Origin of the sequence: Pseudoalteromonas arctica A 37-1-2, from assembly GCF_000238395.3 — a bacterium.
GTDB lineage: Bacteria > Pseudomonadota > Gammaproteobacteria > Enterobacterales > Alteromonadaceae > Pseudoalteromonas > Pseudoalteromonas arctica.
The window spans coordinates 1,363,988-1,388,284 of record NZ_CP011025.1 but is presented as its reverse complement, the minus strand read 5'-3'; the positions used below and the strand labels follow the sequence as shown (position 1 = coordinate 1,388,284).

Annotated in this window: 23 protein-coding genes and 2 tRNA genes; 12 read left to right on the top strand and 13 right to left on the bottom strand. The window is 38.7% G+C overall.

The genetic code is table 11. From position 1 onward, the window contains the following. The first annotated feature begins 40 nt into the window (after positions 1-40). Positions 41-1,054 carry an IS110 family RNA-guided transposase gene (locus tag PARC_RS06245; RefSeq protein ID WP_010555531.1) on the top strand — a complete coding sequence of 338 codons (1,014 nt, stop codon included), beginning with the start codon at positions 41-43 and terminating at the stop codon, positions 1,052-1,054. 296 nt (positions 1,055-1,350) lie between these two features. Here the strand turns inward: PARC_RS06245 and PARC_RS06240 are convergent, their stop codons facing one another. Then, positions 1,351-2,103 (bottom strand): Nif3-like dinuclear metal center hexameric protein, encoded by a 753-nt coding sequence (locus PARC_RS06240; RefSeq protein WP_010555099.1) that lies wholly within the window; start codon positions 2,101-2,103, stop codon positions 1,351-1,353. Between the two features lie 150 nt (positions 2,104-2,253). On the opposite strand from PARC_RS06240, the gene PARC_RS06235 reads away from it, so the two are divergent. Next, a complete protein-coding gene (locus tag PARC_RS06235) occupies positions 2,254-2,595 on the top strand; it encodes a hypothetical protein (RefSeq protein WP_002961684.1) in 342 nt (113 codons plus the stop codon). Between the two features lie 31 nt (positions 2,596-2,626). Here PARC_RS06235 and PARC_RS06230 read toward each other — a convergent pair whose 3' ends face one another. Continuing rightward, entirely contained in the window at positions 2,627-3,103 is a 477-nt protein-coding gene (locus PARC_RS06230; protein ID WP_010555098.1) for an HPP family protein, read from the bottom strand. A 104-nt stretch (positions 3,104-3,207) separates the two neighbouring features. Between PARC_RS06230 and PARC_RS06225 the strand changes: the two genes are divergently transcribed. Continuing rightward, positions 3,208-3,780: a TetR/AcrR family transcriptional regulator gene (locus PARC_RS06225; RefSeq protein ID WP_010555097.1), complete on the top strand. Its 573-nt coding sequence runs from the start codon at positions 3,208-3,210 to the stop codon at positions 3,778-3,780. Between the two features lie 41 nt (positions 3,781-3,821). Here the strand turns inward: PARC_RS06225 and PARC_RS06220 are convergent, their stop codons facing one another. The 5 genes from PARC_RS06220 to PARC_RS06200 form a co-directional block, all read right to left on the bottom strand. Next, entirely contained in the window at positions 3,822-7,001 is a 3,180-nt protein-coding gene (locus PARC_RS06220; protein ID WP_010555096.1) for an amidohydrolase family protein, read from the bottom strand. Positions 7,002-7,106: 105 nt separating this feature from the next. Beyond that, positions 7,107-7,931, bottom strand: coding sequence for a M90 family metallopeptidase (locus tag PARC_RS06215; RefSeq protein WP_002961680.1), 825 nt, complete (start codon positions 7,929-7,931; stop codon positions 7,107-7,109). Positions 7,932-8,096: 165 nt separating this feature from the next. Then, the gene (locus tag PARC_RS06210) at positions 8,097-8,735 is read right to left on the bottom strand and encodes a chloramphenicol acetyltransferase (RefSeq protein WP_010555095.1); all 639 of its coding nucleotides are present in this window, start codon (positions 8,733-8,735) and stop codon (positions 8,097-8,099) included. Between the two features lie 136 nt (positions 8,736-8,871). Beyond that, on the bottom strand, positions 8,872-9,912 hold the full coding sequence (locus PARC_RS06205) for a Leu/Phe/Val dehydrogenase (RefSeq protein ID WP_010555094.1): 1,041 nt from the start codon (positions 9,910-9,912) through the stop codon (positions 8,872-8,874). Between the two features lie 427 nt (positions 9,913-10,339). Continuing rightward, the gene (locus PARC_RS06200) at positions 10,340-11,866 is read right to left on the bottom strand and encodes a fumarate hydratase (RefSeq protein WP_007583843.1); all 1,527 of its coding nucleotides are present in this window, start codon (positions 11,864-11,866) and stop codon (positions 10,340-10,342) included. Positions 11,867-12,021: 155 nt separating this feature from the next. On the opposite strand from PARC_RS06200, the gene pabB reads away from it, so the two are divergent. The 3 genes from pabB (at position 12,022) to PARC_RS06185 (ending at position 15,442) form a co-directional block, all read left to right on the top strand. Then, a complete protein-coding gene (gene pabB / locus PARC_RS06195) occupies positions 12,022-13,380 on the top strand; it encodes an aminodeoxychorismate synthase component I (RefSeq protein WP_010555093.1) in 1,359 nt (452 codons plus the stop codon). 6 nt (positions 13,381-13,386) lie between these two features. Next, positions 13,387-13,962, top strand: coding sequence for an NUDIX hydrolase (locus PARC_RS06190; RefSeq protein ID WP_033012521.1), 576 nt, complete (start codon positions 13,387-13,389; stop codon positions 13,960-13,962). 103 nt (positions 13,963-14,065) lie between these two features. Continuing rightward, complete coding sequence (locus PARC_RS06185) at positions 14,066-15,442, top strand: L-serine ammonia-lyase (protein WP_010555091.1); 1,377 nt, start codon at positions 14,066-14,068, stop codon at positions 15,440-15,442. A 77-nt stretch (positions 15,443-15,519) separates the two neighbouring features. Here PARC_RS06185 and cysB read toward each other — a convergent pair whose 3' ends face one another. Further along, positions 15,520-16,497 carry an HTH-type transcriptional regulator CysB gene (cysB, locus tag PARC_RS06180; RefSeq protein WP_002961670.1) on the bottom strand — a complete coding sequence of 326 codons (978 nt, stop codon included), beginning with the start codon at positions 16,495-16,497 and terminating at the stop codon, positions 15,520-15,522. A gap of 324 nt (positions 16,498-16,821) precedes the next feature. Between cysB and PARC_RS06175 the strand changes: the two genes are divergently transcribed. Next, positions 16,822-17,580: a hypothetical protein gene (locus PARC_RS06175; protein ID WP_010555090.1), complete on the top strand. Its 759-nt coding sequence runs from the start codon at positions 16,822-16,824 to the stop codon at positions 17,578-17,580. 75 nt (positions 17,581-17,655) lie between these two features. On the opposite strand, the gene PARC_RS06170 is transcribed toward PARC_RS06175, so the two are convergent. Further along, positions 17,656-18,948 carry an NCS2 family permease gene (locus PARC_RS06170; RefSeq protein WP_010555089.1) on the bottom strand — a complete coding sequence of 431 codons (1,293 nt, stop codon included), beginning with the start codon at positions 18,946-18,948 and terminating at the stop codon, positions 17,656-17,658. Between the two features lie 118 nt (positions 18,949-19,066). Between PARC_RS06170 and PARC_RS06165 the strand changes: the two genes are divergently transcribed. The 3 genes from PARC_RS06165 (at position 19,067) to PARC_RS06155 (ending at position 20,782) form a co-directional block, all read left to right on the top strand. After that, complete coding sequence (locus tag PARC_RS06165; protein ID WP_010555088.1) at positions 19,067-19,531, top strand: tetratricopeptide repeat protein; 465 nt, start codon at positions 19,067-19,069, stop codon at positions 19,529-19,531. Between the two features lie 298 nt (positions 19,532-19,829). Beyond that, complete coding sequence (locus PARC_RS06160) at positions 19,830-20,264, top strand: SulA-like leucine-rich domain-containing protein (RefSeq protein WP_007583705.1); 435 nt, start codon at positions 19,830-19,832, stop codon at positions 20,262-20,264. Positions 20,265-20,302: 38 nt separating this feature from the next. Then, positions 20,303-20,782, top strand: a complete 480-nt coding sequence (locus tag PARC_RS06155; protein ID WP_010555087.1) for a YchJ family protein — start codon at positions 20,303-20,305, stop codon at positions 20,780-20,782. A gap of 74 nt (positions 20,783-20,856) precedes the next feature. On the opposite strand, the gene PARC_RS06150 is transcribed toward PARC_RS06155, so the two are convergent. The 3 genes from PARC_RS06150 to PARC_RS06140 form a co-directional block, all read right to left on the bottom strand. After that, positions 20,857-21,621 carry a GGDEF domain-containing response regulator gene (locus tag PARC_RS06150; RefSeq protein ID WP_337589870.1) on the bottom strand — a complete coding sequence of 255 codons (765 nt, stop codon included), beginning with the start codon at positions 21,619-21,621 and terminating at the stop codon, positions 20,857-20,859. 345 nt (positions 21,622-21,966) lie between these two features. After that, complete coding sequence (locus PARC_RS06145; protein WP_002961433.1) at positions 21,967-22,269, bottom strand: DUF6172 family protein; 303 nt, start codon at positions 22,267-22,269, stop codon at positions 21,967-21,969. Between the two features lie 179 nt (positions 22,270-22,448). Continuing rightward, positions 22,449-22,976, bottom strand: a complete 528-nt coding sequence (locus PARC_RS06140) for a VC2046/SO_2500 family protein (RefSeq protein ID WP_010555085.1) — start codon at positions 22,974-22,976, stop codon at positions 22,449-22,451. A 112-nt stretch (positions 22,977-23,088) separates the two neighbouring features. Here PARC_RS06140 and PARC_RS06135 point away from each other — a divergent pair. Both PARC_RS06135 and PARC_RS06130 read left to right on the top strand, forming a co-directional pair. After that, positions 23,089-23,173, top strand: a tRNA-Tyr gene (locus tag PARC_RS06135). 49 nt (positions 23,174-23,222) lie between these two features. Then, positions 23,223-23,307, top strand: a tRNA-Tyr gene (locus tag PARC_RS06130). Between the two features lie 109 nt (positions 23,308-23,416). Here the strand turns inward: PARC_RS06130 and PARC_RS06125 are convergent. Continuing rightward, positions 23,417-24,049 carry a M48 family metallopeptidase gene (locus PARC_RS06125; protein WP_238142567.1) on the bottom strand — a complete coding sequence of 211 codons (633 nt, stop codon included), beginning with the start codon at positions 24,047-24,049 and terminating at the stop codon, positions 23,417-23,419. Between the last annotated feature and the right edge of the window lie 248 nt (positions 24,050-24,297).

The window sequence follows — 24,297 nt, the reverse complement described above, 5'->3', positions numbered from 1 at the left end:
TGATTAAAGTGGTTACAATAATCAAAGGGAGAAGACCAAAATGAAGATTACAACAATTGGTTTAGACATAGCAAAAAGATTTTTCCATGTGGTGTGCTGCAATGAACAAGGGCGCTTAGTTAAAAAGAAAATGTTAAAGCGTGCGCAAGTGTTATCTTTTTTCCAACAACACACTACGTGTTTAGTTGCTTTAGAGGCCTGTGCAACTTCTCATTTTTGGGCTCGAGAAATCAGAAAATGTGGTCATGAGATAAAGCTTATTCCACCTCAGCATGTAAAAGCCTTCTTAGTTGGCAATAAAAATGATTATAACGATGCTTTAGCAATTAGCGTTGCTTCAAAACAACATCATATTAAGAGTGTCTGTATAAAATCAGTTGAGCAACAAGATAACCAAGCACAGCACAAAGCGAGAGAGTTAGCGGTCAGACAAAGAACGGCACTATGCAATCAAATCCGAGGCTTAACTGCTGAATACGGAATTATTTTAAATCAGGGTGTAAACACAATACGCAAAAGTATCCCCCTAATTTTAGAAGATGAAAATACCGGATTATCAGGCGCATTTAAAGCGGTACTAAAGCAGTTAGAAACACAATTGAGTAACTTAGACAGCTGCATTGAAACTTACAGTACATTAATAGTTGAAACAGCAAAAAATAATGATATTTGCCAACGGATCCAAACAATACCTGGATTTGGTCCTATGGTATCAAGCGCCTATTTCAATGAAGTTGGAAATGGCAGTAACTATAAAAGAGGCCGCGATGTTTCAGCGTCTTTAGGTATCGTTCCGCGTCAACACAGTAGTGGCGGAAAAGATACTTTACTTGGGATAAGTAAGCGAGGAAATAGCTACTTAAGGTGCCTGTTGATCCAAGGAGCAAAAGCTGTTGTCTCAAGAGCAAAAACGAAGAATGATAAATTAAGTCAATGGATAAACCGACTGGTTCAAACTCGAGGGCATAATCGAGCATGTGTAGCTTATGCCAACAAGATGGCGAGAATGGCTTGGGCTATTAGCGCTTCAGGTGAGAGTTACTCACCCGTATAAATACTCTTCAAAGAATTGCGTAAGTGGCTAAAACGATGACATAACAGGTCAAACCTGCATATTGAAAACCTATAGAGTTCAGTGGTAGTAAATACCGATAACCTGATCAGGACAATATGCGCGGATTACATCAAGGTCAGAAGTAATAATCTTCACTAAAAGACCGTATATATGACAGCAAACCTGTCCCTGCTATCGTTGAATGACACCTTGCAATACTGGAGGAGACCATATATGAACTCTGGATAATAAAATCTATCTCAAGTAGCGTTCAGGTTAACTAATAGATAGCCTAGTTAAACTGGGTTATCTATGTCTATAAATGTCACATCAAAACCATGCTCTTGAGCAAGTAACTCACCCAGAGCTTTTACACCATAGCGCTCTGTTGCATGATGTCCTGCGGCAAAAAAATCAATGTTTTGCTCACGAGAACTATGAATTGTTTGCTCCGATGCCTCACCGGTTAAATAAGCATCAATGCCTTGCTCTGCAGCTAAATCAATATACCCTTGCCCACCACCGGTGCACAGTGCAATGGTTTCAATTTTTGTTGAACGTACTAAGCTTGTGAGCGGGGTTCGATTTAGCACTTTTGCAATTTTATCTGCAAAATCTTCACCACTTAATGGTGTTTTTAAACGCCCTTTCATTGCTACGCTATTTGAAGTTGGCTCTAGCCCTGTTTCAATTTCAATATCCAATAATTTTGCTAGTTGCGCGTTATTGCCAACTGCTGGATGAATATCGAGTGGTAAGTGATAGCCAAATAAATTAATATCGTGTGCTAATAACGCACCTATACGACGCTTTTTCATTCCCGTTATTGGTTGGGATTCCCCTTTCCAAAAAAATCCATGATGAACTAAAATAGCATCTGCTTGTTGCTCAATGGCAGCATCTATTAATGCTTGACTTGCGGTTACGCCCGTCACAATTTTTTTAATTTCGTTTTTACCTTCGACCTGTAAGCCATTTGGGCAAAAATCTTTAATTAATTGAGGTTTTAAAATGTCATTTAGGAGTTGGTTAAATTCTCTACGTTGCATATAACTTACCTTACTTAGCACTAAATTTTGTGCAAATTTTGGCGTTTATAGCCTTAAAATGGAAGGAAAATCGCAAAAAATTGAAAAACCGTTTTAAAATAGGTATAAATACCTCTTCTTTATCTGTGTTCACAACGTATAGGGTCTCTGATGAGCAAACTAGACAAAACAGAAGTGTTATCTGCCTTTGAAGCAGCGTACGAAACTGCCAATGGTAAAAAACCTGAAATCACAACTAAACCTGGTTGGTACAGCATTGATGGCGGTAAAAATTTACGCCTAGCTGACGTAGCAGAGCTTACTAAAAAGTTAAACTCTGGTAAAACAACTAAAACGAAAAAACCAAAAGCAGCTGCGCCTGTTAAAGCACAGAAAAAAGCGCCATTCACTGTTGTTACCGAAAACGAAGAAGGTTACACAGCGGAAGAACTTTGGATTGTAATTTTAGCTCGTAAAGATCATGACTGTCGCTTACCGCGCGGTGTTGTTTAATCAACATTTATGATTTTTAAAAGAAACCGCGTTAAGCGGTTTTTTTATGTGCGCGATTTACCGTGGAAGACAGTAACCACTTTGCAGCAAAGCCACAAATAACAATGAACATCGTCCCGACTAATACTGGCATAATTAAAAAGTCCCAACTTTGTCCAGATACAATAATCAGAATAGGGTTAGCACCCGCCGCAGGGTGCACTGTTTTAGTAAGCATCATGAGTGTAATTGCAAAACCAACGGCTAATGCAATAGATACACTCCCGTCACCAACATAGGTTACAAAAACGATCCCCACAAATGCTGTTAAAAGATGACCAAAAATCACATTTTTTGGTTGTGCTAATGGGCTATTTGGTATGCCAAATACAAGTACTGCCGTTGCGCCAAAAGGTGCCATTAACCACAGTCCATAGCCTCCAATATTATTCAGCCAAGATAAAAAACCCAATACTAGCGCTGAAAAAAAGCCAGCAACACAGGCTAATTTAATATCTTCAATATTCATGCTACATCCTTAAATAAAAGCAGACAGACTTGTCTACCTGGCAATGATAGACAAGTCTGTCTACTTATGTCAAGATACCTTTCAGCTAATATTTAGGGGGTTTTATGAATAAACGAGAGCAAATTATTACAACAGCACTTAATCTCTTTTATAGCAAAGGCTTACATGCTGTGGGTATTAATGAAATTCTAGCCGTTTCAGGTATCGCTAAAAAAACGCTTTATAATCACTTCGCAAGCAAAGATGAGCTAATACTTGCTTGCTTAGCCACACGTGATAAAAATTTTAATAATTGGCTAGAACAAGTCTGTGATAAACAAAGCGCCCTTGACGTTGCGAATGGATTATTTAAAGGTTTAGAGAGCTGGTTTAATAGTGGAGTGCCGGAATTGGGCGATTTTAATGGATGCTTCTTCATAAACGCAGCAGCAGAATATCCACTCGCAGCGCATACTATTGCAATACAGTGTAAGGCACATAAACAAGCTGTATTTAAAATTATATTGAATTCTTTACTTGCCACTCCTCAGCTAAAAAATAATAAAGCTAAAGCCGAAAATGTCGCACAAACATTATTTACTCTAAAGGAAGGGCTTATATGCCAAGCACGTGTCATGCATACTCAACCACTTATTATGCCAAGCACTGCTTTGCTAAAACACATAATACAAAGCTAAAAAAAGCGGCTATGTAGCCGCTTTAAAAAGTTTAAAATAAATTACAGTTCTTCAAAATAAAGTGGTTCGCGCTCTTTTTTACCTACTTCATTCATTGTTTCGGCATTGAATAAGCGACCATTGATCATGGTGTAATCTACTTTATCCGAATCTCGAATGTCTTTAAGCGGATCGCCATCTATAACCATTAAATCAGCCAGTTTGCCCACTTCAAGCGAGCCTACGTTTTTATCAAGCCCTAAATACTTAGCCGGATCGAGTGTTGAAGCACGTATTGCCTCAAGCGTTGTCATTCCGCCTTGTGCAAACATCCACATCTCCCAGTGTGCACCTAAGCCTTCACGCTGACCGTGAGCACCTAAGTTAACTAATACACCTAGGTCTTGCAGCTCAGCAGCAACGCGTGCGTTATTAAAGTGATTATAGTGATGATCGGGCGCTTTAATGCGGCGCATAGAGCGCGGTAATAATTGATTTTTTGGCACAAATTTACTTAAACGCGGATGATTCCACACATCAGTTTTATCGTACCAGTAATTTTCACCCCAAATGCCTCCATAAGCCACTACAAGTGTTGGTGTATACCCAACATCACTTTGCGACCATAACTGCTTTATATCGTCATATATGTGCTCTACAGGGATTGAATGCTCAATACCTGTGTGTCCATCTACAATCATACTTAAGTTATGTTGTAATAATGAGCCACCTTCAGGGACAACCATCATTTCAAGTTCACGACCTGCTTCAATAACTTGTTGGCGCTGCTCTCGGCGTGGCTGGTTATACGATTTAACACTAAACGCCCCTACTTTTTTAAGGCGCTCTAAATGAAATTTAGCATCGTCTAACGAGTCAATATGCGACGTATAACCTGGCATATTTGCGCCATATAAAATAGTACCGGTAGAGAAAATACGCGGGCCAACAATCATGCCTGCCTTTTGCATTTCGCTTGCGGTAAATATTTCAGAGGTATCGTTTGATGGATCGTGAATTGTAGTAACACCTAGCGCTAAACCTGCAAAGTTTTTCCAGTTTTGCTCAGGTATAATTTCGTCACTTGCTTGCGAGCCATGTGCATGAGCATCAACAATACCAGGCATAATAGTTTTACCTGTTACATCAATAACCTCAGCACCTTTAGGAATGCTTATATCGCTGGCTGTACCAATTGCTTTAATATGCTTACCATCAGTGATAATTACACCATTTTCAATAACCTTTTCGCCATCCATAGTTATAATTTTTGCACCAGTGAGCGCAATCATACCTTTAGGCTCTGCCATTTTTTTACTGAAACCGATATTATCGCCACTTTTCACTTTAAAGTCGGCATCTTCGGCTTTGTTAATGGCAAACATCCCCTCAAGGCTTGCATGATAAAGCTCAGGCCCTAATGTCCAATAAAGTTTGTTGCTCTTAGCACTCCAGCTAATGTTTTCACCAGCACGTACCGATAACTGCTCTATTGGAAATTGACTGTCTTTAGGCCCAATATTAGTTGTTTTACCACTTTGTACAAACGGGGTTACAAATACTTTAAATCGCTCAGCAAAAGCGAGGTATTGCCCATCTGGTGATACTCTAAATTCTGTCGCATGCTCTGACTCGTACAGTTTACGAACTTTTTTACTTTCAAGCTCAACTACGCTAAGCGTTGGTTTTGGCCAAGGACTCATTATAAAAACGCGATCGCTTGCATCTCCAAATTGTGGTTGATAACCACTTTTTGAAATAAGCTCACTTTTACCGCCTTTAGCGCTTACGCTATAAACCCCCGGATTAAGTGACCACTTAGGGTTTAAAATACTGCCGCCAGTGGCTTTTCGATAAACAACCGTTTTCCCATCGGGACTAAACGTAGGCTCTACATATTTCCCGGGCTCTTTAGTAATTGTATCGCCACGACCACTGCGCGCAGAAACCACTCTTACAGACCCTTGTTTGTTATCATCCCATGTGGTGTAAACTATTTTTTTACCATCGCGAGAGTACTGTGGAAATAATTCGTAATGATCAGTTTGCTTTGTTAAACGCTTAATTTTACCTGACTCTAAATCACGTTTATAAATATGCCCAAGCGCTTCAAAAATTGCAGTTTCGCCATCTGGGCTTACTTGCACATTACGCAGCATTTTTACATCAAACTCATCAGTATCTAAGTTTTGTGTAAAGCGCACCGCTTTTTGAATTTTTTTACTTGTTTGCACTTTAAAAGGTATGGTTTTAACAGATTTGTCTGCAACATCTAGCTTGTGAATTGTGCCACCAGCCCAAAATACCAGTTCTTCATTATCGGGTGTCCATGCAATGGTTGGGTATACACCATGAATAGCCCAGGTTTCTTGCATATCTCGCTCAAGCTTATCGTAAAGCTTAGTGTGCTCACCGCTGGTTAAGTCATATAAATAAAGACTAGTTTGAAAATCATCACGCTTTATATAAGCAAGCTTTTTACCATCTGGTGATGGTGTAGGCCTAATGGCACCGCCCATCGTATCGATTATGGTTTCAATTTCACCCGTTTCACGGTCGTAGCGCTTAATTTTATAAATGCCCGCTACAGAATCCTTTGAATAATGAAAGGTTTTACCGGGTGTTGCATCATGCGAAAAGTATACATAACGACCATCAGGTGAAAACATTGGCTCACCTAAATCTTTTTGATCGTTCTCGCGTTTTGTAAGCTGCACACCCTTGCCACCCGCTTTATGATACAACCACACTTCACCGGCACCTAATGAGCGGCTAGCTGTAAAGTGTTTACGCGCAACTAAGTAGTCGCCATCAGGACTCCATGCAGGACTATTTAGTAATCTAAAGGTTTCATCGGTAACAGCGTGTTGGTTTTCGCCATTTAAGTCCATTATCCAAATGTTATCGCCACCACCTTGGTCGGAGGTAAACGCAATACTTTTGCCGTTAGGACTAAAGCGTGGTTGCATTTGCCATGCAATATCAGAGGTGAGCTTTGTAGCTGTACCACCACTCATTGGCATAGTGTAAATATCGCCAAGTAAGTCAAACACCACGGTTTTACCATCAGGGCTAATATCTATATTCATCCATGTGCCCTGATCAACGCTAATTGCAGCGTCAACAAATTGCCCCTTAGGTGAATCTACTTGCCATTTTTGTTCGTCTTTTTCAGCGGCATTTACCTGCCCTATCGCTAATGACACCGACAGCGCCAATACTGTATGAAGCATTTTTTTCATGCGTTTCTCGCTTGTTATTGTTGCAGTAAAAACTATTTCACATGATTGCAACAAAAACAAACGCAACTTGCCAGCGTTATATGATAAAGCGCGGTTTATGTAGGTTTAATGCCAAACAATAGGGTCAAATTGATAGTAATTAACTAGCATACTGTAAATTTCAGGATCGTATCGGCGAAGCTCTGCGGGTTTTTCGAGGAAGGTTTCGGTGAGTACAGCAAAAAACTCAGCTTCGTTAGTCGCACCATAGCTGTGAATAACATGCGGCATGCTATAGGCAACATGGCTTTTTAACTGGGTGAAGGCACGGCTAAATACTCGGCCCCACTCTTTGTAATCTGCTGAGCTTTTTAAAATGGGTGTGCCCGTTGTTTTACCTGTTTCTTGATCGAGTTGATGCGCAAACTCATGAAATACCAGGTTATGTCCATCACTTGGTAAACGATTACCCTCAAGTACATCATGCCAGCTTAAAACGAGTGTGCCGCCAGGCCATGACTCGCCTAGTCTTACCGTATTATGGTAACTCACAAGTCCTGCACTATCGCGAGTTGATTGCGGAGCATAATAAGCACTTGGATATAATAAAATTTCTTTTACATTTCTATATAACGGCCACGGTTTATTAAGTACTAATACACACGCATCGGCGGCAACAATTAACTTCATTGCAGACGTTAGCCTTAAGCCATCACAACCGACAAAGCGTTTTTCGTTTAAAAACCACGTAATGTGTCGCTCTAATTTTTCTCTGTCGGCGTCAGTCATTTTTTTATAGATGGGCATGCAACGCAGTAAAATATCTTTTTGCTGCGAATTTAAAGCAAAGTCTTTATATTTACTGCGCCATAATCGGTTTTGAATTGATGGCCAACGCCAGAAAATCACCACAAAAAGAATTAAAACAACAATTAACAGTCCATTTATCATGGGGATTTCCTGAGCTAAGGTATGGTATATAAATATGTCCAGCAGACGTGTTTTTCAAGCATACAAGGTTATGTATTTGAATATAAAGTAATTCACATCGCATTGCTTATAGATTACTTATAAATTGTTTACTGCTTTGCACTGCCGTTACTGATGTGTTTAAAGTTAACCTTTGCAAAAAGTGTCAAATGTACCCTGCAATGTGTTTATAAATTTCGCTACGTGCAAACCATCCATTAATGAATGGTGTACATCGATAGCTAAAGGCATTGTGCCTGTGTGTTTATCAAACTGACCAAATACAAATTTAGGAATGCCTAAACTCTGCCCTTCACTAAATGCATGCGAAAACGCACTAAAATTCAGCCACGGCAAAACAGATATATGAATTAAATCTGCCTGCCCTTCTGTTTGGGCAAATGCATCAGAAAATAACGGCTGTAATTTCGCTTTTTTGCTTACGTCACTTGCATGATTTGCAAACTCTTTAAACTCGCCTGTGCTGTTAAAATAACTAAAAACAAACGTATCGTTTTCAGACAACTCAACCACACTTGCGCGAACACTATTAAGTAACCATGGTTGATTATCTATTATACGTAGCATTATTGAATCGACCTTATGGCACGCTTTTAAGGTGCAATATACATACGCTTGAAAAAAAGAAAATTGATTGTTTTTGCAATAGTCGTAAAGTGCTTGAGCATCTAAACGCACACACACATTAAAGTAAGGCTGAGAAAAGTGTTTAAATAATTCAAAGTGTTGCTTTCTAGGCCAATTATCTAAATCGATAGGCTGCATGAGAGAAGTTGAGGGAGTCATAATTTGCCGCACAAAATTAAAAATAAAGTGTACCGCTGTTCAGTAATAATTGCATTAACTTACAGATAAACAAAAGGTGTGCAATTGCACACCCTTATATAAATTAGAACTTAGATCACAGACCGTTTTTAATGATCTCTTGGGCTAATTCGTCAGCAATTAAATGCGTTGATTTTTGCTCTTTTTCGCTGCGAGCAAAAATTTCAGTTAACGTATTAAAAATACCTTCAACATGTTTATTAGACGCTGCTGCACTGTAACCATCTGGCGCTGTTTCATAATAAACATTAATAATACCACCGGCGTTAATTACGTAATCTGGTGCATATAAAATGCCTTTTTCACGAATAACTTCACCGTGGCGAGATTCTGCCAGCTGATTATTAGCACAGCCTGCAATAATAGTCGCTTTTAAACGCGGTATCGTTAAATCGTTAACGGTTGCACCTAATGCACAAGGTGCATAAACATCAACATCTAAGTCGTAAATGTCATCAATGCCAACCGCAGTCGCGCCAAAATCATTAACTACGCGATCAATTGCAACTTGGTTAATGTCAGTTACAAACAACTCAGCGCCCGCATCGGCTAAATGCTTACATAAACCATATGCAACAGCACCTAAACCTTGAACAGCCACTTTCACACCTGCAAAATCTTGATGACCACGTTGATGCTGTAGCGCTGCTTTAATTCCTAAAAACGTACCGTATGCTGTAAATGGCGATGGGTTACCACTTTTACCTTCAAGACCCAGTACGTAATTAGTTTCTTTATTCATAATAGCTACATCAGCACATGTGATGTTTACATCTTCTGCTGAGTAATAGCTGCCATTTAATCGCTCTAACTGGCGGCCAAATGCACGGAATAATTGCTCAGATTTAATTTCTTTCGCATTACCTATAATTACAGATTTACCGCCACCAAAGGGTAAGCGCGCCACTGCATTTTTATAAGTCATGCCCTTTGATAAACGTAGCACGTCGTAAACAGCATCTTCGTCGTTCGCATAATCCCACATTCTACATCCACCAACTGCAGGACCTAGGTTAGTATTATGTACAGCAATAATTGCTTTTAAACCCGACTCTTCATCAGAACAAAAAACCACTTGTTCATGGTTATCAAATTCAACTCGATTAAACACAGCCACTTAAAATACTCCGAAATAGTTAACCCGTGAGAGGGTATGCGCGCTGGAAATTGCCGAGACTTTATCACTTCATATTCGAGTTCGCTATACTCGCAGAAGATAAAACCAATGAAAACATCAAGCTTAAATTAAATAACCGGATTAAAACTATTGTATAGATAAAAAATTCACAAAATCGTCATTTGTAAGTTTTAAAAGCTATAAATAGAACAACCACATCAACTTACGTTTACGTGAACGTAACAAAGCGATTACGTGTAAAGTTTAATATACAAGTGCTGCTTGCCCGCCACGTATTGCTGCCTATAGGTTTCCAGTAAAAAGCGAGCTTTTTCGCAAACTGGTCAGAGCTGTAAGCTTGATAATGACTCTATTTAAAAAACAAAAAAGCGAGCACTAGGCTCGCTTTTTAAAAACATAACGTACGTTATTTTAGCTTGCTATCAAGCTCTTCAATTTTAGCTTTCCAGATTGCAGGGCCTTGTGTGTGCGCATTAGCACCTTCACTGTCTACTGCAACGGTCACTGGCATATCTTCTACTTCAAATTCGTAAATAGCTTCCATACCTAAATCTTCAAAAGCAACTACGCGTGCTTTTTTAATCGCTTTAGATACTAAGTAAGCTGCGCCGCCTACAGCCATCAAATAAACAGATTTATGCTCTTTAATAGACTCAACCGTTGCAGGGCCACGTTCAGCTTTACCAATCATGCCTACAATGCCTGTTTTTTCTAGCATCATATCAGTGAATTTATCCATGCGAGTGGCGGTTGTAGGGCCTGCAGGACCTACTGCTTCATCACGTACCGCATCCACAGGACCAACGTAATAAATAAATTTATTATCAAAGTCTACGCCTTTTGGTAAGCCTTCACCTGAATTGATCATATCTTGTAGACGTTTATGCGCTGCATCACGACCTGTTAAAATAGTACCTGAAAGTAAAACGGTTTCGCCCATTTTCCATTCTTGAACATCTTTTTTAGTCAGTGTATTTAAGTCAACACGACGTGTGCCTTCGCCCACTTCAAATGTTACTTGTGGCCAATCTTCTAGCTTAGGTGCTTTTAAATTAGCAGGACCAGAACCATCAAGTGTAAAATGTACATGGCGAGTTGCCGCACAGTTAGGGATCATTACTACAGGTTTTGAAGCAGCATGTGTTGGTGCTGTTTTAATTTTAACATCAACAACCGTTGTTAAACCACCTAAGCCTTGTGCGCCAATACCTAATTTATTAGCACGGTCAAAAATTTCTAAACGTAGCTTTTCTTCAGTCGTTTCTGCGCCGCGTTCCATTAGTTCATGGATATCAACCGGGTCCATTAACGACTCTTTAGCCATTACTGCCGCTTTTTCAGCCGTACCACCAATACCTATTCCTAGCATGCCTGGCGGACACCAACCAGCCCCCATTGTTGGTAGTGTTTTTTCTACCCATTCAGCAACATCATCTGACGGGTTTAACATAACCATTTTACTTTTGTTTTCAGAGCCGCCGCCTTTAGCCGCAACCATTACTTCTACTTTACCGCCCGCTACTAAATCGATATGTACAACCGAAGGCGTATTATCTTTCGTGTTTTTACGCGTGCCAGCAGGGTCTGCAACAATAGATGCACGTAAAGGGTTATCTGGATTCAAATATGCACGACGAGTACCTTCATCAACCATTTGTTGAACGGTTAAATCTGTTTTATCCCACTTAACATCCATACCTACTTTAACAAAACAGGTAATAATACCGGTATCTTGGCAAAGTGGACGCTTGCCTTCAGCCGACATGCGTGAGTTAATTAAAATTTGTGCAATGGCGTCTTTAGCCGCTTTACTTTGTTCTTTGTTGTAAGCTTTTTCGAGAGCTTGAACAAAATCAAGTGGGTGATAGAACGAAATATATTGCAATGCATCTTCAATGCTATCAATAAAGTCTTGCTGACAAATTGTACTCATAGTGGTTCCTTAAGTTACCGTTACGCGTTGTCGCGTAATCTAAATCAAACCGGTGACGGTGGTTTGCACTGTTTTTTACAGCTTAGTGCTGCCAAAAAATTTGACTTATGATACCCTCCCAGCCCGTTTCGAGCCAGTTCTTAAAGGGGCAGTAAATGCTAAACAATAAAAAAAATTGTATTAAATTAGGCATAACACAAAACTGCATTGACGTTTTTGCGCATTTTTCACATTTGCCTTATGCAATTCTATTAGATTCTGCAAATAGTAATCATATAAACAGCCGTTTTGATATTATTGCCATTGAGCCGCAAAGTACCCTTGAAGTAAAAAATAATAAAAGCTTTTTAAATAATATAGAAAGTAGTGATAACTGCTTTGAAATTATGAATAATGAGCTTTCGCATCTTGATAAAACAAAAGCCGGTTACGATTTACCCTTTAACGGCGGCTGGCTTGGCTACTTTGGCTACGACCTAGGCCGTACAATTGAAAACATCCCCACTCGTGCTATCGAAGACATTAACCTTCCCCAAATGGCTATTGGCCTTTACTTAGATGCCCTTATTTACGACAAGCAGCAACAAAGCTGGTTTTATGTATCGCAGCCAAACACCGATCGATTAGCGCTTTATCAACAATATTTAAATACACACGTTAACTCCCAAGTTAATACACAGTCCTTTGCCCTAAATAGCGACTGGCAATCAAATATGAGCGAAACGGAATACGCTGCAAAGTTTGCCCAAATTGAGGAGTATTTAAAAAGTGGCGATTGTTACCAAATTAATTTAGCGCAGCGCTTTAACGCTCAGTTTGAAGGCTCCCCTTGGGCAGCTTATATTAAACTGCGTGAGGCAAATAAAGCGCCGTTTTCAAGCTTTATAAATCACCCTCAAGGGGCTATTTTATCAATTTCTCCTGAGCGCTTTATATCTGTAAACAATAACGTTGTAGAAACCAAGCCAATTAAAGGCACACTGCCACGAAAAGCAGATGCACTAGAGGATCAACGCCAAGCGAAAATACTCGCAGCATCAGCTAAAGATCGCGCTGAAAATGTAATGATTGTTGATTTACTACGTAACGACTTAGGCAAAGTAGCAAAACCAGGCAGCGTTCACGTCCCTTCCCTTTTTGCTATTGAAAGCTTTCCGGCAGTGCATCATTTAGTAAGCACGGTAACCTCAGAACTTGATGAAGGTAAAACAGCGGTCGATCAGCTAAAAGCGGCTTTTCCGGGGGGCTCAATCACAGGTGCACCCAAAATTAGAGCGATGGAAATAATTGAAGAACTAGAGCCGCATCGCCGCAGCATTTATTGTGGTTCAATTGGTTATTTAAGTGCGTGTGGAAATATGGATACGAATATCACTATTCGCACCTTGGTGTGCCACAAAGCGCAAATTTACTGCTGGGCAGGTGGCGGAATAGTCGCTGATTCTAAAGTCGAATTGGAATATCAAGAAACTTACGATAAAGTAAATAAAATCCTCCCTTTATTAAAACAGTAGGTCGTTTTGAATAGTGAACACATTATGGCGCGGTTTCTGTTAAGCCCTACAGCTGCGCCAAATCAGTTAAAAGACACACGTAAAAAACGCGCTAGCGCTGTTATGCTGCCAATTATTGATATAGATAACCATGCACATATTTTACTGTGTAAACGCCCTACTTATTTACACCATCACCCTGGGGAGATTTGTTTGCCCGGAGGCAAGTTTGAAGTAAGCGACATTACCCTTCGCACCACAGCCCTTCGCGAACTAAAAGAAGAGCTAAATATTGTCCAAAGCAACGTTAATGTATTAGGTCACTTACCTGAGTATTCAACCTTAACGGGTTTTAGTATTAGCCCCTATGTAGGTTTACTCAAAAAAGACACCACCTGGGAAAATGACTATAATGAAGTACAAGCGAGCTTTTTGCTCTCTGTCACTGAGTTAAATAACGAAGCTAACTGGCAACCCTTACCTTTTCAACGATTTGGGAAAACGGTTATTTTGCAAGGTTTTAAAACGCCGCATGGTTTACTTTGGGGTGCGACTGCAAGCATTATAAAAAACTTTACAAAACAACTCGCCTTACCAGTTTAAATCTTCGTTATTAGTAGTTACACAATCACAATTCCACGTTATCATGCTCGACCGTTCAAAGAGCAGCTTCGTGCTGATAAAACAAAGTAGAGACACACACATTATGATCAGTGCATTTGATATGTTTAGCATTGGTATTGGCCCTTCGTCATCACACACCGTTGGCCCAATGCGCGCATCACGCTTATTTGTTAATGACCTACAAGAACAACAATTATTAGCAAATGTGACCGATATTAAAGTAGAGCTTTATGGCTCTCTTGGTCAAACAGGTGTTGGCCATGGCTCGGGTAAAGCCGTAATTCTTGGTTTAGCCGGTTACGATCCTGAAACAATTGATGCCGATTTAGTCGACGACATTTTAGCAACCATTGAAAAAGATCAGGTTATTTATCTAAACAAAACACACAAAGCTAAGTTTCCAAAACAAGGTGCTATTGTTTTTCATCGTCGTAAAACACTGCCTAAGCATTCTAATGCAATGGAAATTATCGCCTCAAACAACGGCGAAAAAGTTTACAGCAAAGTATATTACTCTATTGGCGGTGGCTTCATTGTTACCGACGAAGAGTTTGAAAACGAAAAACAGGCAGCCCTCGATATTAGAGAAGAAAATCCAGCCCCCTTCCCATTTGGTAGCGCAAAAGAACTACTAGAGATGTGTAAAGAGTCTGGGTTTAGTGTTTCTACCTTGATGATGAAAAACGAAAAAACACTGCGCACTGAAGACGAAGTAAAAGACACATTGTTCCATATTTGGAAAGTAATGATGGCTTGTATTGACCGTGGTATGCGCACCGAAGGTATTTTACCTGGCGGCTTAAAAGTAAAACGCCGTGCGCCCAGCTTATACTTAAAACTAAATATAGAGGTCAGTAACGACCCGCTTCGTGCAATGGACTGGGTTGATTTATTTGCCCTTGCCGTAAACGAAGAAAACGCTGCAGGTGGCCGTGTAGTTACCGCACCAACTAATGGTGCTGCGGGTATTTTACCGGCTGTGCTTATGTACTATCACACATTTGTGAAAGAAGTAGACCGCGATATAGCCACGCGTTATTTATTAACCGCTGCTGCTATTGGTATTTTATATAAAAAGAATGCCTCTATATCGGGTGCCGAAGTAGGTTGCCAAGGTGAAGTCGGCGTTGCGTGCTCTATGGCTGCAGGCGCATTAACAGAAATTGTTGGTGGCAATGTTGTGCAAGTAGAAAACGCAGCAGAAATTGGTATGGAACATAATTTAGGCCTAACGTGCGACCCTGTTGGTGGCTTAGTACAAGTACCGTGTATTGAACGTAATGCAATGGGCGCTATTAAAGCAATTAACGCTTCACGTTTAGCTATACGTGGCAGTGGCGAGCAAAAGGTATCGCTTGATAAAGTGATTAAAACCATGCTTGAAACTGGTAACGATATGAAAACTAAATATAAAGAAACCGCTCGCGGTGGATTGGCTGTTAATATTATCGAATGTTAATCAGCTCGCTATAAAAAGAAAAAGCCGCCTATTTTTAAAATAGGCGGCTTTTTTATTATTCGTTTAATGTAGTGACATTATTTAACGGGTAACTCTATATCTGCAAATAACTTATCTACGTCATCTTGGTTACGTAATAAGCTTGCTCGCTCCACGCGCTCTTTGGTTAAATGCGGTGCAAAACGTTCGATAAAATCATACATATAAGTACGTAAAAAGCTGCCCTTTCTAAAACCAATTTTGGTCGTGCTAGCTTCAAATAAGTGGCTTGCGTCAATACACACTAAATCGGTATCGCTTACTTGATCTATCGCCATTGAAGCAACAACACCAACTCCTAAACCCAGTCGTACGTATGTTTTTATAACATCAGCATCGGTTGCGGTAAATACAATGTGTGGTTCAAGCCCGTGTGCGCTAAACGCTTTATCTAACTCTGAGCGGCCCGTAAAACCAAATACATATGTAATGAGTGGATATTGAGCAATATCAGCAACGGTTAAACTATTTGCCTTTTTAGCCAACGGATGATCTTTAGCGACAACAATACTGCGATTCCAATGGTAGCAAGGCAGCATAACTAAATCTGAATACAAATGCAGTGCTTCTGTTGCAATAGCAAAATCGGCATCACCGCGTGCTGCAGCATCCGATATTTGCTGTGGAGTACCTTGGTGCATATGAAGCGATACCGCAGGGTATTTTTTCATAAACCCTTGAATTACGTTAGGCAAAGCATAACGCGCTTGGGTATGTGTTGTAGCAATATTTAACTTACCTTGATCAGGTAGCGTATGCTCATTAGCAACGGCTTTAATACCTTCGACTTTAGAGAGTATTTCACGAGAAATATTAATAATATCTTCGCCGGCACCGGTTACATGCGTTAAATGCTTACCACTGCGACCAAAAATTTGCACACCCAACTCATCTTCTAACATGCGTACTTGTTTAGAAATTCCTGGTTGCGAGGTAAATAAACTCTCAGCAGTCGCTGAAACATTTAATTTATGATTTTGTACTTCTACGATGTATCTGAGTTGTTGTAATTTCATGGCTGCAAATTTTAACGTTATTATTCATATTATTTATAAAGGCAATACCGCTTAAAACCAAGTGTTATTTACGTAAAATAGCACTTTAGGTCTTTAGGTGTGCAATTATCTGATTAGAGTTCAAGGCTAGCATAATAAATATGCTTCAGGTAGCGATGATTATTCAGCTCAAGTTTATAAGTCCTTAGGCTTACTGCAGTTTATAAAGAGCTCAACCTATCAATTTTTTGGTATATTTTTTAAGTTAATCGGCGCAAAGCTACCCTGTTAACGTATATTTAATGTAAGATTAAGTAATTAGGTTATATATCCGAGAATTACACCATGATCGTTTCTATTATAATAGTACTTATAGTTGCATTGATTGTGATTGCACTTTGGGTAAGTGCTGTACAACAACACAAAGAAAAACAAGAAGCGGAACGCCGCAAAGAGCTAACAAAACAAAAAGCTATAATAGAAGAAACAGAAGAAGCACTAATGAATAGTGCCAATATACCTCTTTCTGAAAATATAATCCGTGTATTGCAACGCCGTATTTACGAAGCATTAAACACGATGGTTACTAGTTCGCCAACATCCAAAGCACTCAAAAGCCGCTTAGGTGAGGCTAAAACGCACCTCACCAATGCAGTTCTAGACAACAGCAGTGAAGCCCTAACGTTACCCAATAATGACAAACAGCTTGTTGGCCTAATTCAAGGCATCAAAAAATTGCGCTCAATTTTACGCTCTGAACATAATAAAGGTCGTATTGATAGCCAAATTTTTGTTTTAGAAGATAAACGCCTCGAAAAACTACAACTACGTATTAATATTGAAAGCCAAATAAAACGTGGCTTGTCTGCCCGCTCAGCCAGTATGGTTGGCTCTGCAAGACAGTACTTTGAAAAAGCGCAGGCGACACTCAGTGCAGTCACCTACTCTGATGAATACGTAACTTCAAAACGCTTGGAAGTTGAGGGTTACTTAGAAGCAATTAGTGTTGAACTGAGAGCTTCTAATGCAAGCGCACTTAAAAAGAAAACAGAAGAAGAGCAAGACGACTTAGATATACTGTTTGCTCCTAAAAAGAAATGGTAGTGCTTTTATAAAAGCATTAAAAAAGCCTGCACAAATTAAAATTTGTGCAGGCTTTTTTGTGTTTTTTGTTAGCTATTAAGACAAAAATGCAAACTTGAAAACAAACAAGGCTGTTAATATCCAAACACTAATACTGACTTGATCTTGCTTGCCGCACAAGACTTTAACCGCCGTATAAGATATAAAACCAAGTGCAATACCGTGCGCAATCGAAAACGTTAATGGTGTCATCAGTAATACCACAGTAACAGGAATTGCATCGGTCATATCATCCCAGTTTACAAACTTTAAATTTTGCAGCATCAGAACAGCGACATATAAAATAGCGCCTGCCGTAGCATAAGCCGGTACCATTTGTGCAAGCGGTGCAAAGAACATCATTAGTAAAAAACAAATACCTACAACCACAGCCGTTAAACCAGTACGTCCGCCAACAGATACACCAGCAACCGATTCTATATACGATGTAGTCGTAGACGTACCTAGCATCGCACCTGCAATGGTTGCTGAGCTGTCAGCACTTAATGCGCGCCCTAAACGAGGCATGTTACCTTTTTCATCAGCTAAACCTGCTTTTTGAGTTACCGCAACTAATGTACCCGAAGTATCAAAAAGATCGACAAACAAGAAAGCAAAAATAACACTCATCATTGATATATCAAAAGCGGCTGCAAAATCTAGCTGCATAAAAGTGGGCATTATTGATGGTGGCATAGCCATAACACCGTGATATTCAACAAGCCCCAAACTTAAAGCAATGCCAGTCACTAATAAGATACTAATAAGCACGCCACTTTTAAAATCGCGGTATAAAAGCGCTGCAATTACAAAAAAGCTCAATATAGCCAATAACGGTCCTGGAGAAGTAATGTCGCCCAACTGCACTAATGTTGCCGGGCTTGAGACAATAATGCCTGCATTTTTAAGGGCAATTAATGCTAAAAAAGCACCTATACCCGTTGCGATTGCTCGCTTGAGCACCAGAGGTATGGCATTAATAATCCACTCTCTGACTTTAAATAAGCTTAAAAACAAAAATATACAACCCGACATAAATACAGCCCCTAACGCGGCTTGCCAGGTATAACCCATTCCTAATACGACACCATACGTAAAAAAGGCATTTAGTCCCATACCAGGCGCTAATGCTAATGGATAATTAGCCCATAAACCCATTATAAAACAGCCTATCGCAGCTGCTATACATGTCGCTACAAATGCAGCCCCTTGATCCATCCCAGCCTCTGCGAGCATAGCCGGGTTTACAAATACAATGTATACCATAGTTATAAAGGTAGTTAGGCCAGCAACGCATTCGCGTTTAACTGTTGAATTATTTTCGCTCAGTTTAAATAAGGCTTCGAACATAATAAACTTGTGATAGTAAAAAGTGGCGCGATTTTAACATAAAAATTATCTTTTACAGGACATTTTACCTTGCTATATACTAAACTGTTAAAGTAGTTAAAATAATAAATGAACCAATATGCTTAAAACAACACCTTGTGAGCAAGACTTAGAGCAACAGCTAGATAATATTTTAGGTTTTGTTACTCAACCCGAAAATACCTCTGTGCCCATTGATAATAAAAAAGATGAGCAAAGTACGTTAAATAAAGCCCTATATTATTTAAAAAATAATCAAGCTCCATTGGCTGCAAAATGGATGCGACTTGCTGCAATGGCGGGAAACCATAGAGCACAGTTTTATTTAGGTTTATTCTTTGTGAAAGGTGAAGGCGTGCCACAAAGTGTATTTCATGCTGTAGCTTGGTTAAGCTTAGCAAGTAGCCAAGGGTACGCCCCTGCCACTGCAGCGGTTACAGATATACGCAAACATATCGAAACTAAGCGATTTAAAGATGCTCAATGTTATGCGGCAAGTTTGTACGAACAAATCCACCAACTCCAGTTTTCTCATATGATCCCTCGCACGAGTGAAAACACATAAGCTAGCTATGGCAGAAGTACTGTATGCAGTGTTAAAAAATACTGTATATGGTTATAAAGATAATCCTATACAGTATAAAACCCCAAAATGAAGACACTACGCAAAAATTTATTTTTAGAATACCTTCTCAAAAACAACCCTATAACAACCTGATTAATAAAGAATTATAAATTCAAAAAATAAAAACAATGATCAAAAGCTGAATAACTGTACAAATAAATAGCATAAAAGGCTTGCACGAAAGCACTGTATAAACTACTGTATATAAATACTGTATAAAAACCCAGTGAGTGAAATTATGTTACAGCCTATTACCGTAAGAACAGTTAAAAGTTACCAACAAGATGAGCAAAGCGATTGCGTGAATTTGATTCAAATTGAAGATGAAATTTCAGCGACCTTTGAGCTTTTAAAAGTATTACACCAATACAATAGCTCTAATGCATGGACGTTACTAATTGCTCCAGATCACGTACCTAGCAAAGCTTTACTTGACTCATGCTCTATTGATACAAGTAAATTACTTGTTATTAGACAAAAGCACCTAGTAAATTTAGAGTATGTATTAAATTCTGCATTACATAATGGAAACTTTGCAGCGGTAATTACCTGGACCGATATAGTTAATAACCAACTACTTACGAATCTATCGTTCGATTTAAGTAAAACGAATACAAAACTATACTGTTTTACTAAAAAGTCTCAAACAACAGAGATATCACTCGCCCAATAAGCTTGTTAAACTAATGTTTTAGACTTTGTATTATTATTATGACTTCACTCAATACCACATTATGTTTTTGCAGCAGTGGGCACAATTATGCCGATTGCTGCGAGCCGCTTCACTTATCTGTTAAGCAAGCTGACTCTCCTGAACAACTTATGCGCTCACGATTCAGTGCTTATGTTATTAAAAATGCAGAATATGTTTATCAAACCTACGCAAAAGAAAAACAAGCTGAAAATCCGGTTAAAGAAATCAATGATTTTGCTAACAGCTGTCGATTTATAAATCTTGATGTAATTGGGTCAAGCCATGATGGAGATACCGGCACTGTAGAATTTAAAGCCCAATATTTTTATCAAAACTTATTTTGTGAGCTTCACGAAAAATCGCAGTTTATTAAAGAAAACACTCAATGGCGTTATTTAGATGGCACTATATATCCTGTTGAAGATATTAAAGTGGGCAGAAATGATGACTGCCCATGTGGTAGCAATAAAAAGTACAAAAAATGTCATAGCGTGTAATAAATAATCTTATTTAATATTTATCACCTACAAGGTGTTTTTAAGTGGCAAAGTGATTTATTAGCTAGCTAAACTTAAAAACACACTTGGTTACGACCTTGCATTTTGGACTCATACATTTTTTCATCTGCGATCTGCAAGGTGTTTTTGTTATTTACGTACGGTTGTAGGGTTGCACCGCCAATACTAATAGTCACAAAGTCATATTCTGAATATCTGTGTAATATTCCTAAATCGACCACATTTTGTTTAATTTTATCAGCAACACAAATCGCACCTTCAGTGCTTGTATGCGGTAGAACAACTACAAACTCTTCGCCGCCGTAACGCGCAACAAAATCGGTTGGCCTTTGCAAACTATTAGTAATAGTCTGTGCAACAAGGTTTAAAACCGTATCGCCTTGCACATGACCATAAAGATCGTTGTATTGCTTAAAGTAGTCTATATCGATGAGTAATAGTGCATAGTCGACTTTTTCTCGTAAGGCGCTTCGTTCCATTTTAGAAAAATGCGCATCAAAATAACGACGATTGAATACCTTTGTTAAATCATCTAGAAATACTTTTTGATTGAGTAAGTCATGTTGCAGTTTCATCGTAATATGGGCGCGCACTCTTCTATATAAAGTTTCCGAGTTAGTTGGTTTCTTTATAAAATCTACAGCCCCTGCTTCCCAGCACTCTTCTTCTTGATTTTCAGATGAGGTTACAAAAATAACGGGGATATCTTGTGTTTCAGATATATTTTTTAATTTTAGACATGTTTCAATACCACTCATTCCTTCCATATTAATATCGAGTAGTATTATATCTGGCGGATTATGTTTACAAATTTCAATCGCATCCTCACCACAGCTCGTTGTTGTTACACTAAAATGCTCTGATAATATTTTTTTAATACAATTAAGCTTAATAGCTGATCGTCAACGACAAGTACCTTAGAGCTCTTTAAGCTTAATTTCAATTGGTGGTCAGAGTAATTTATCGGCATGGTACAACTGTTTTGTTTTTTTAATTAAACACACCCTATATCACTACATTTTGTTATGCAAATGTTAATAAATTAAAATTCTACTTATTAGTTACTAATAAAAATGATTTATGGTGAATCTTTAATGCATAAAAACAAAAAATGAGCCACTTGGGCTCATTTTAAAACTTCGAACACTTAATTAAATTAAGTGTTATTCGTCATCATCTAAATCTAACTGTTGACGTTGAGCAGGTCGAGCTAAAATCTCTACATAGAAAGAGGTCAAACCTTGCTTTTCAATTTCGCCAATTTGGTTACTTAATTCAGCAACGTGCACAACTTGCGCATCTTCAGCTGTGTTACCAAACTTACAGTCAAATGCCCAATAGTCAGCATCTTCAGGTAGCGTTTTATTACGCTCTCTTTTCAAATATTTTTTCACTTCGTGCTTTGCAGCATCAACCATACGAGGGTATTTGATTTTCTCGTGATTTAGCGTGAATGTTTTCTTCATTACGTTCCTAATTACCTTGGTTTAATGATAATGGCATTTCATGTCATACCATTTGACGCCATTATAGCAATTGCATTTAATTTTTGGATGCTTTTTTTTCATTAAATCAATTATTAGCAAATATATAAAGCAGACCCGTTATAAAGCATATATTAACTGGTGATTATTACAATCATATATCACACCGCAATGAGCTGAAGTGGTTGATGTAATGCATCATTATTAAGGCTGTCGTAAAAAGCAGCTGCATCTATAGGGGGATTAGCTAGTTGGGTTTGTTCGCTTTTAATTCTTCTTCTGACGGCAAGCTCACAGTTATCTATTATATTAAGTGGAATATGCTTGTCATCATTTCTAATCGCAAGTGGTTCAGGGCTTAAGCATTGTCTTAACTTAATACTTGTCATACCACAGCGCGCTCCTTCTTGAGATATTAATGATGCATTAAATTGTCCAACCAACATATTATATTCATCAGGAGCTAAAAGTTGCTTTGGACCTGCGCCAAATTGCTTTCTTAACGCCTCTTCTTCTATAACTAAATTATCTATTTCAGTTTTTGGTAAATGAAATTGACTAAAGTCGAGTGCGTCATGTGACAGCATCGCTAATAATAGTGCAAATTCGCCACGGCGATTTTCATGCACACTATTATTGAGTCTACTGTTTAACTGACTCTCTGTGATTAACAAATCATCTATTTGCATAGTCTTTAGCCGATTGTGGTAACTTATAGATATTTATCGGCTTTATTTCAATTTTCTTTAGCTTTTTTCTTTACTTAAATACGCAATTTGCTATTATCAGCGCCGTTGCATTGGAGGGGTTCCCGAGCGGCCAAAGGGATCAGACTGTAAATCTGACGGCTCAGCCTTCGCTGGTTCGAATCCAGCTCCCTCCACCACTTTTCTTACCGCTAAGTTAAGTGGGGCCAAATGCAATAAAATTAGTGTGGAGGGGTTCCCGAGCGGCCAAAGGGATCAGACTGTAAATCTGACGGCTCAGCCTTCGCTGGTTCGAATCCAGCTCCCTCCACCACTTCTCTACTATTCCTATATTCCTATATTCCTATATTCCTATATTCCTATATTCCTATATTCCTATATTCCTATATTCCTATATTCCTATATTCCTATATTCCTATACATCAAAACACCCACTGTAAACTCATACCATTTTGTTTTAACCAATTAGATGATGTTTTGTAATCGGGGAAAAACGCCTCTACTCGCAGCCAAAAAGCTTTGCTATGATTTAAATACTTTAAATGGGCAAGCTCATGAACAATCACATAATCTATAGCGTGGTAAGGAGCACCTATAAGATGTAAATTAAAAGTGAGTTCTCGCTTGCTATTACAACTCCCCCACTTTCGTTTATAAACACCTATTTTTAAATCATTTGGCAACTCTTCACCCATTTGAGTACAGAAATACGCTAAACGCATCTCTATGTATGCAATAAGCTGCTCTTTTAAATAAGTCTCTAATAGCTGTCGATACTTTTGATAAGTGTTTTTAACTCGAGGAGATATTGTAATAAGTAAGTGGTCATCATACGGGGTTACTTTGGAATCTTGGCCTGAGTCCAGTTTCAAACAAATAGTTTCTGAAAAAACACTTATTTTTTTAGATTCAAAAGGGTACTGCTTAGTGTCATCAATTGACAATTGTTTTTTTAATTGTTCTGCAACCCACTCTTGTTTGTCAAATAACCAAGTATCAATGTGTTTTTTTGCGACAAAATGTGGCGCATACACAGTTACCTTTTGACTATGCACTTTTATTGCGACTGTTTTGCGTCTAGTACTCTTTTTTAGTTGATATTCAAACACGACTTAAACTCTAAATATAGCATCCGTTTATATAATCCATATTACCATCAATTTTAAACTCTTAGGCATACAGTCGCACCTAACTCCTAATCCACTTTATTATAATAAGCTATAGATTGAGCCGTCTGTTTTATTTGAATTGAAAGTTAAAATATTTTATTTACTTCAATAACAAAAAATAAATAAACTTGGTT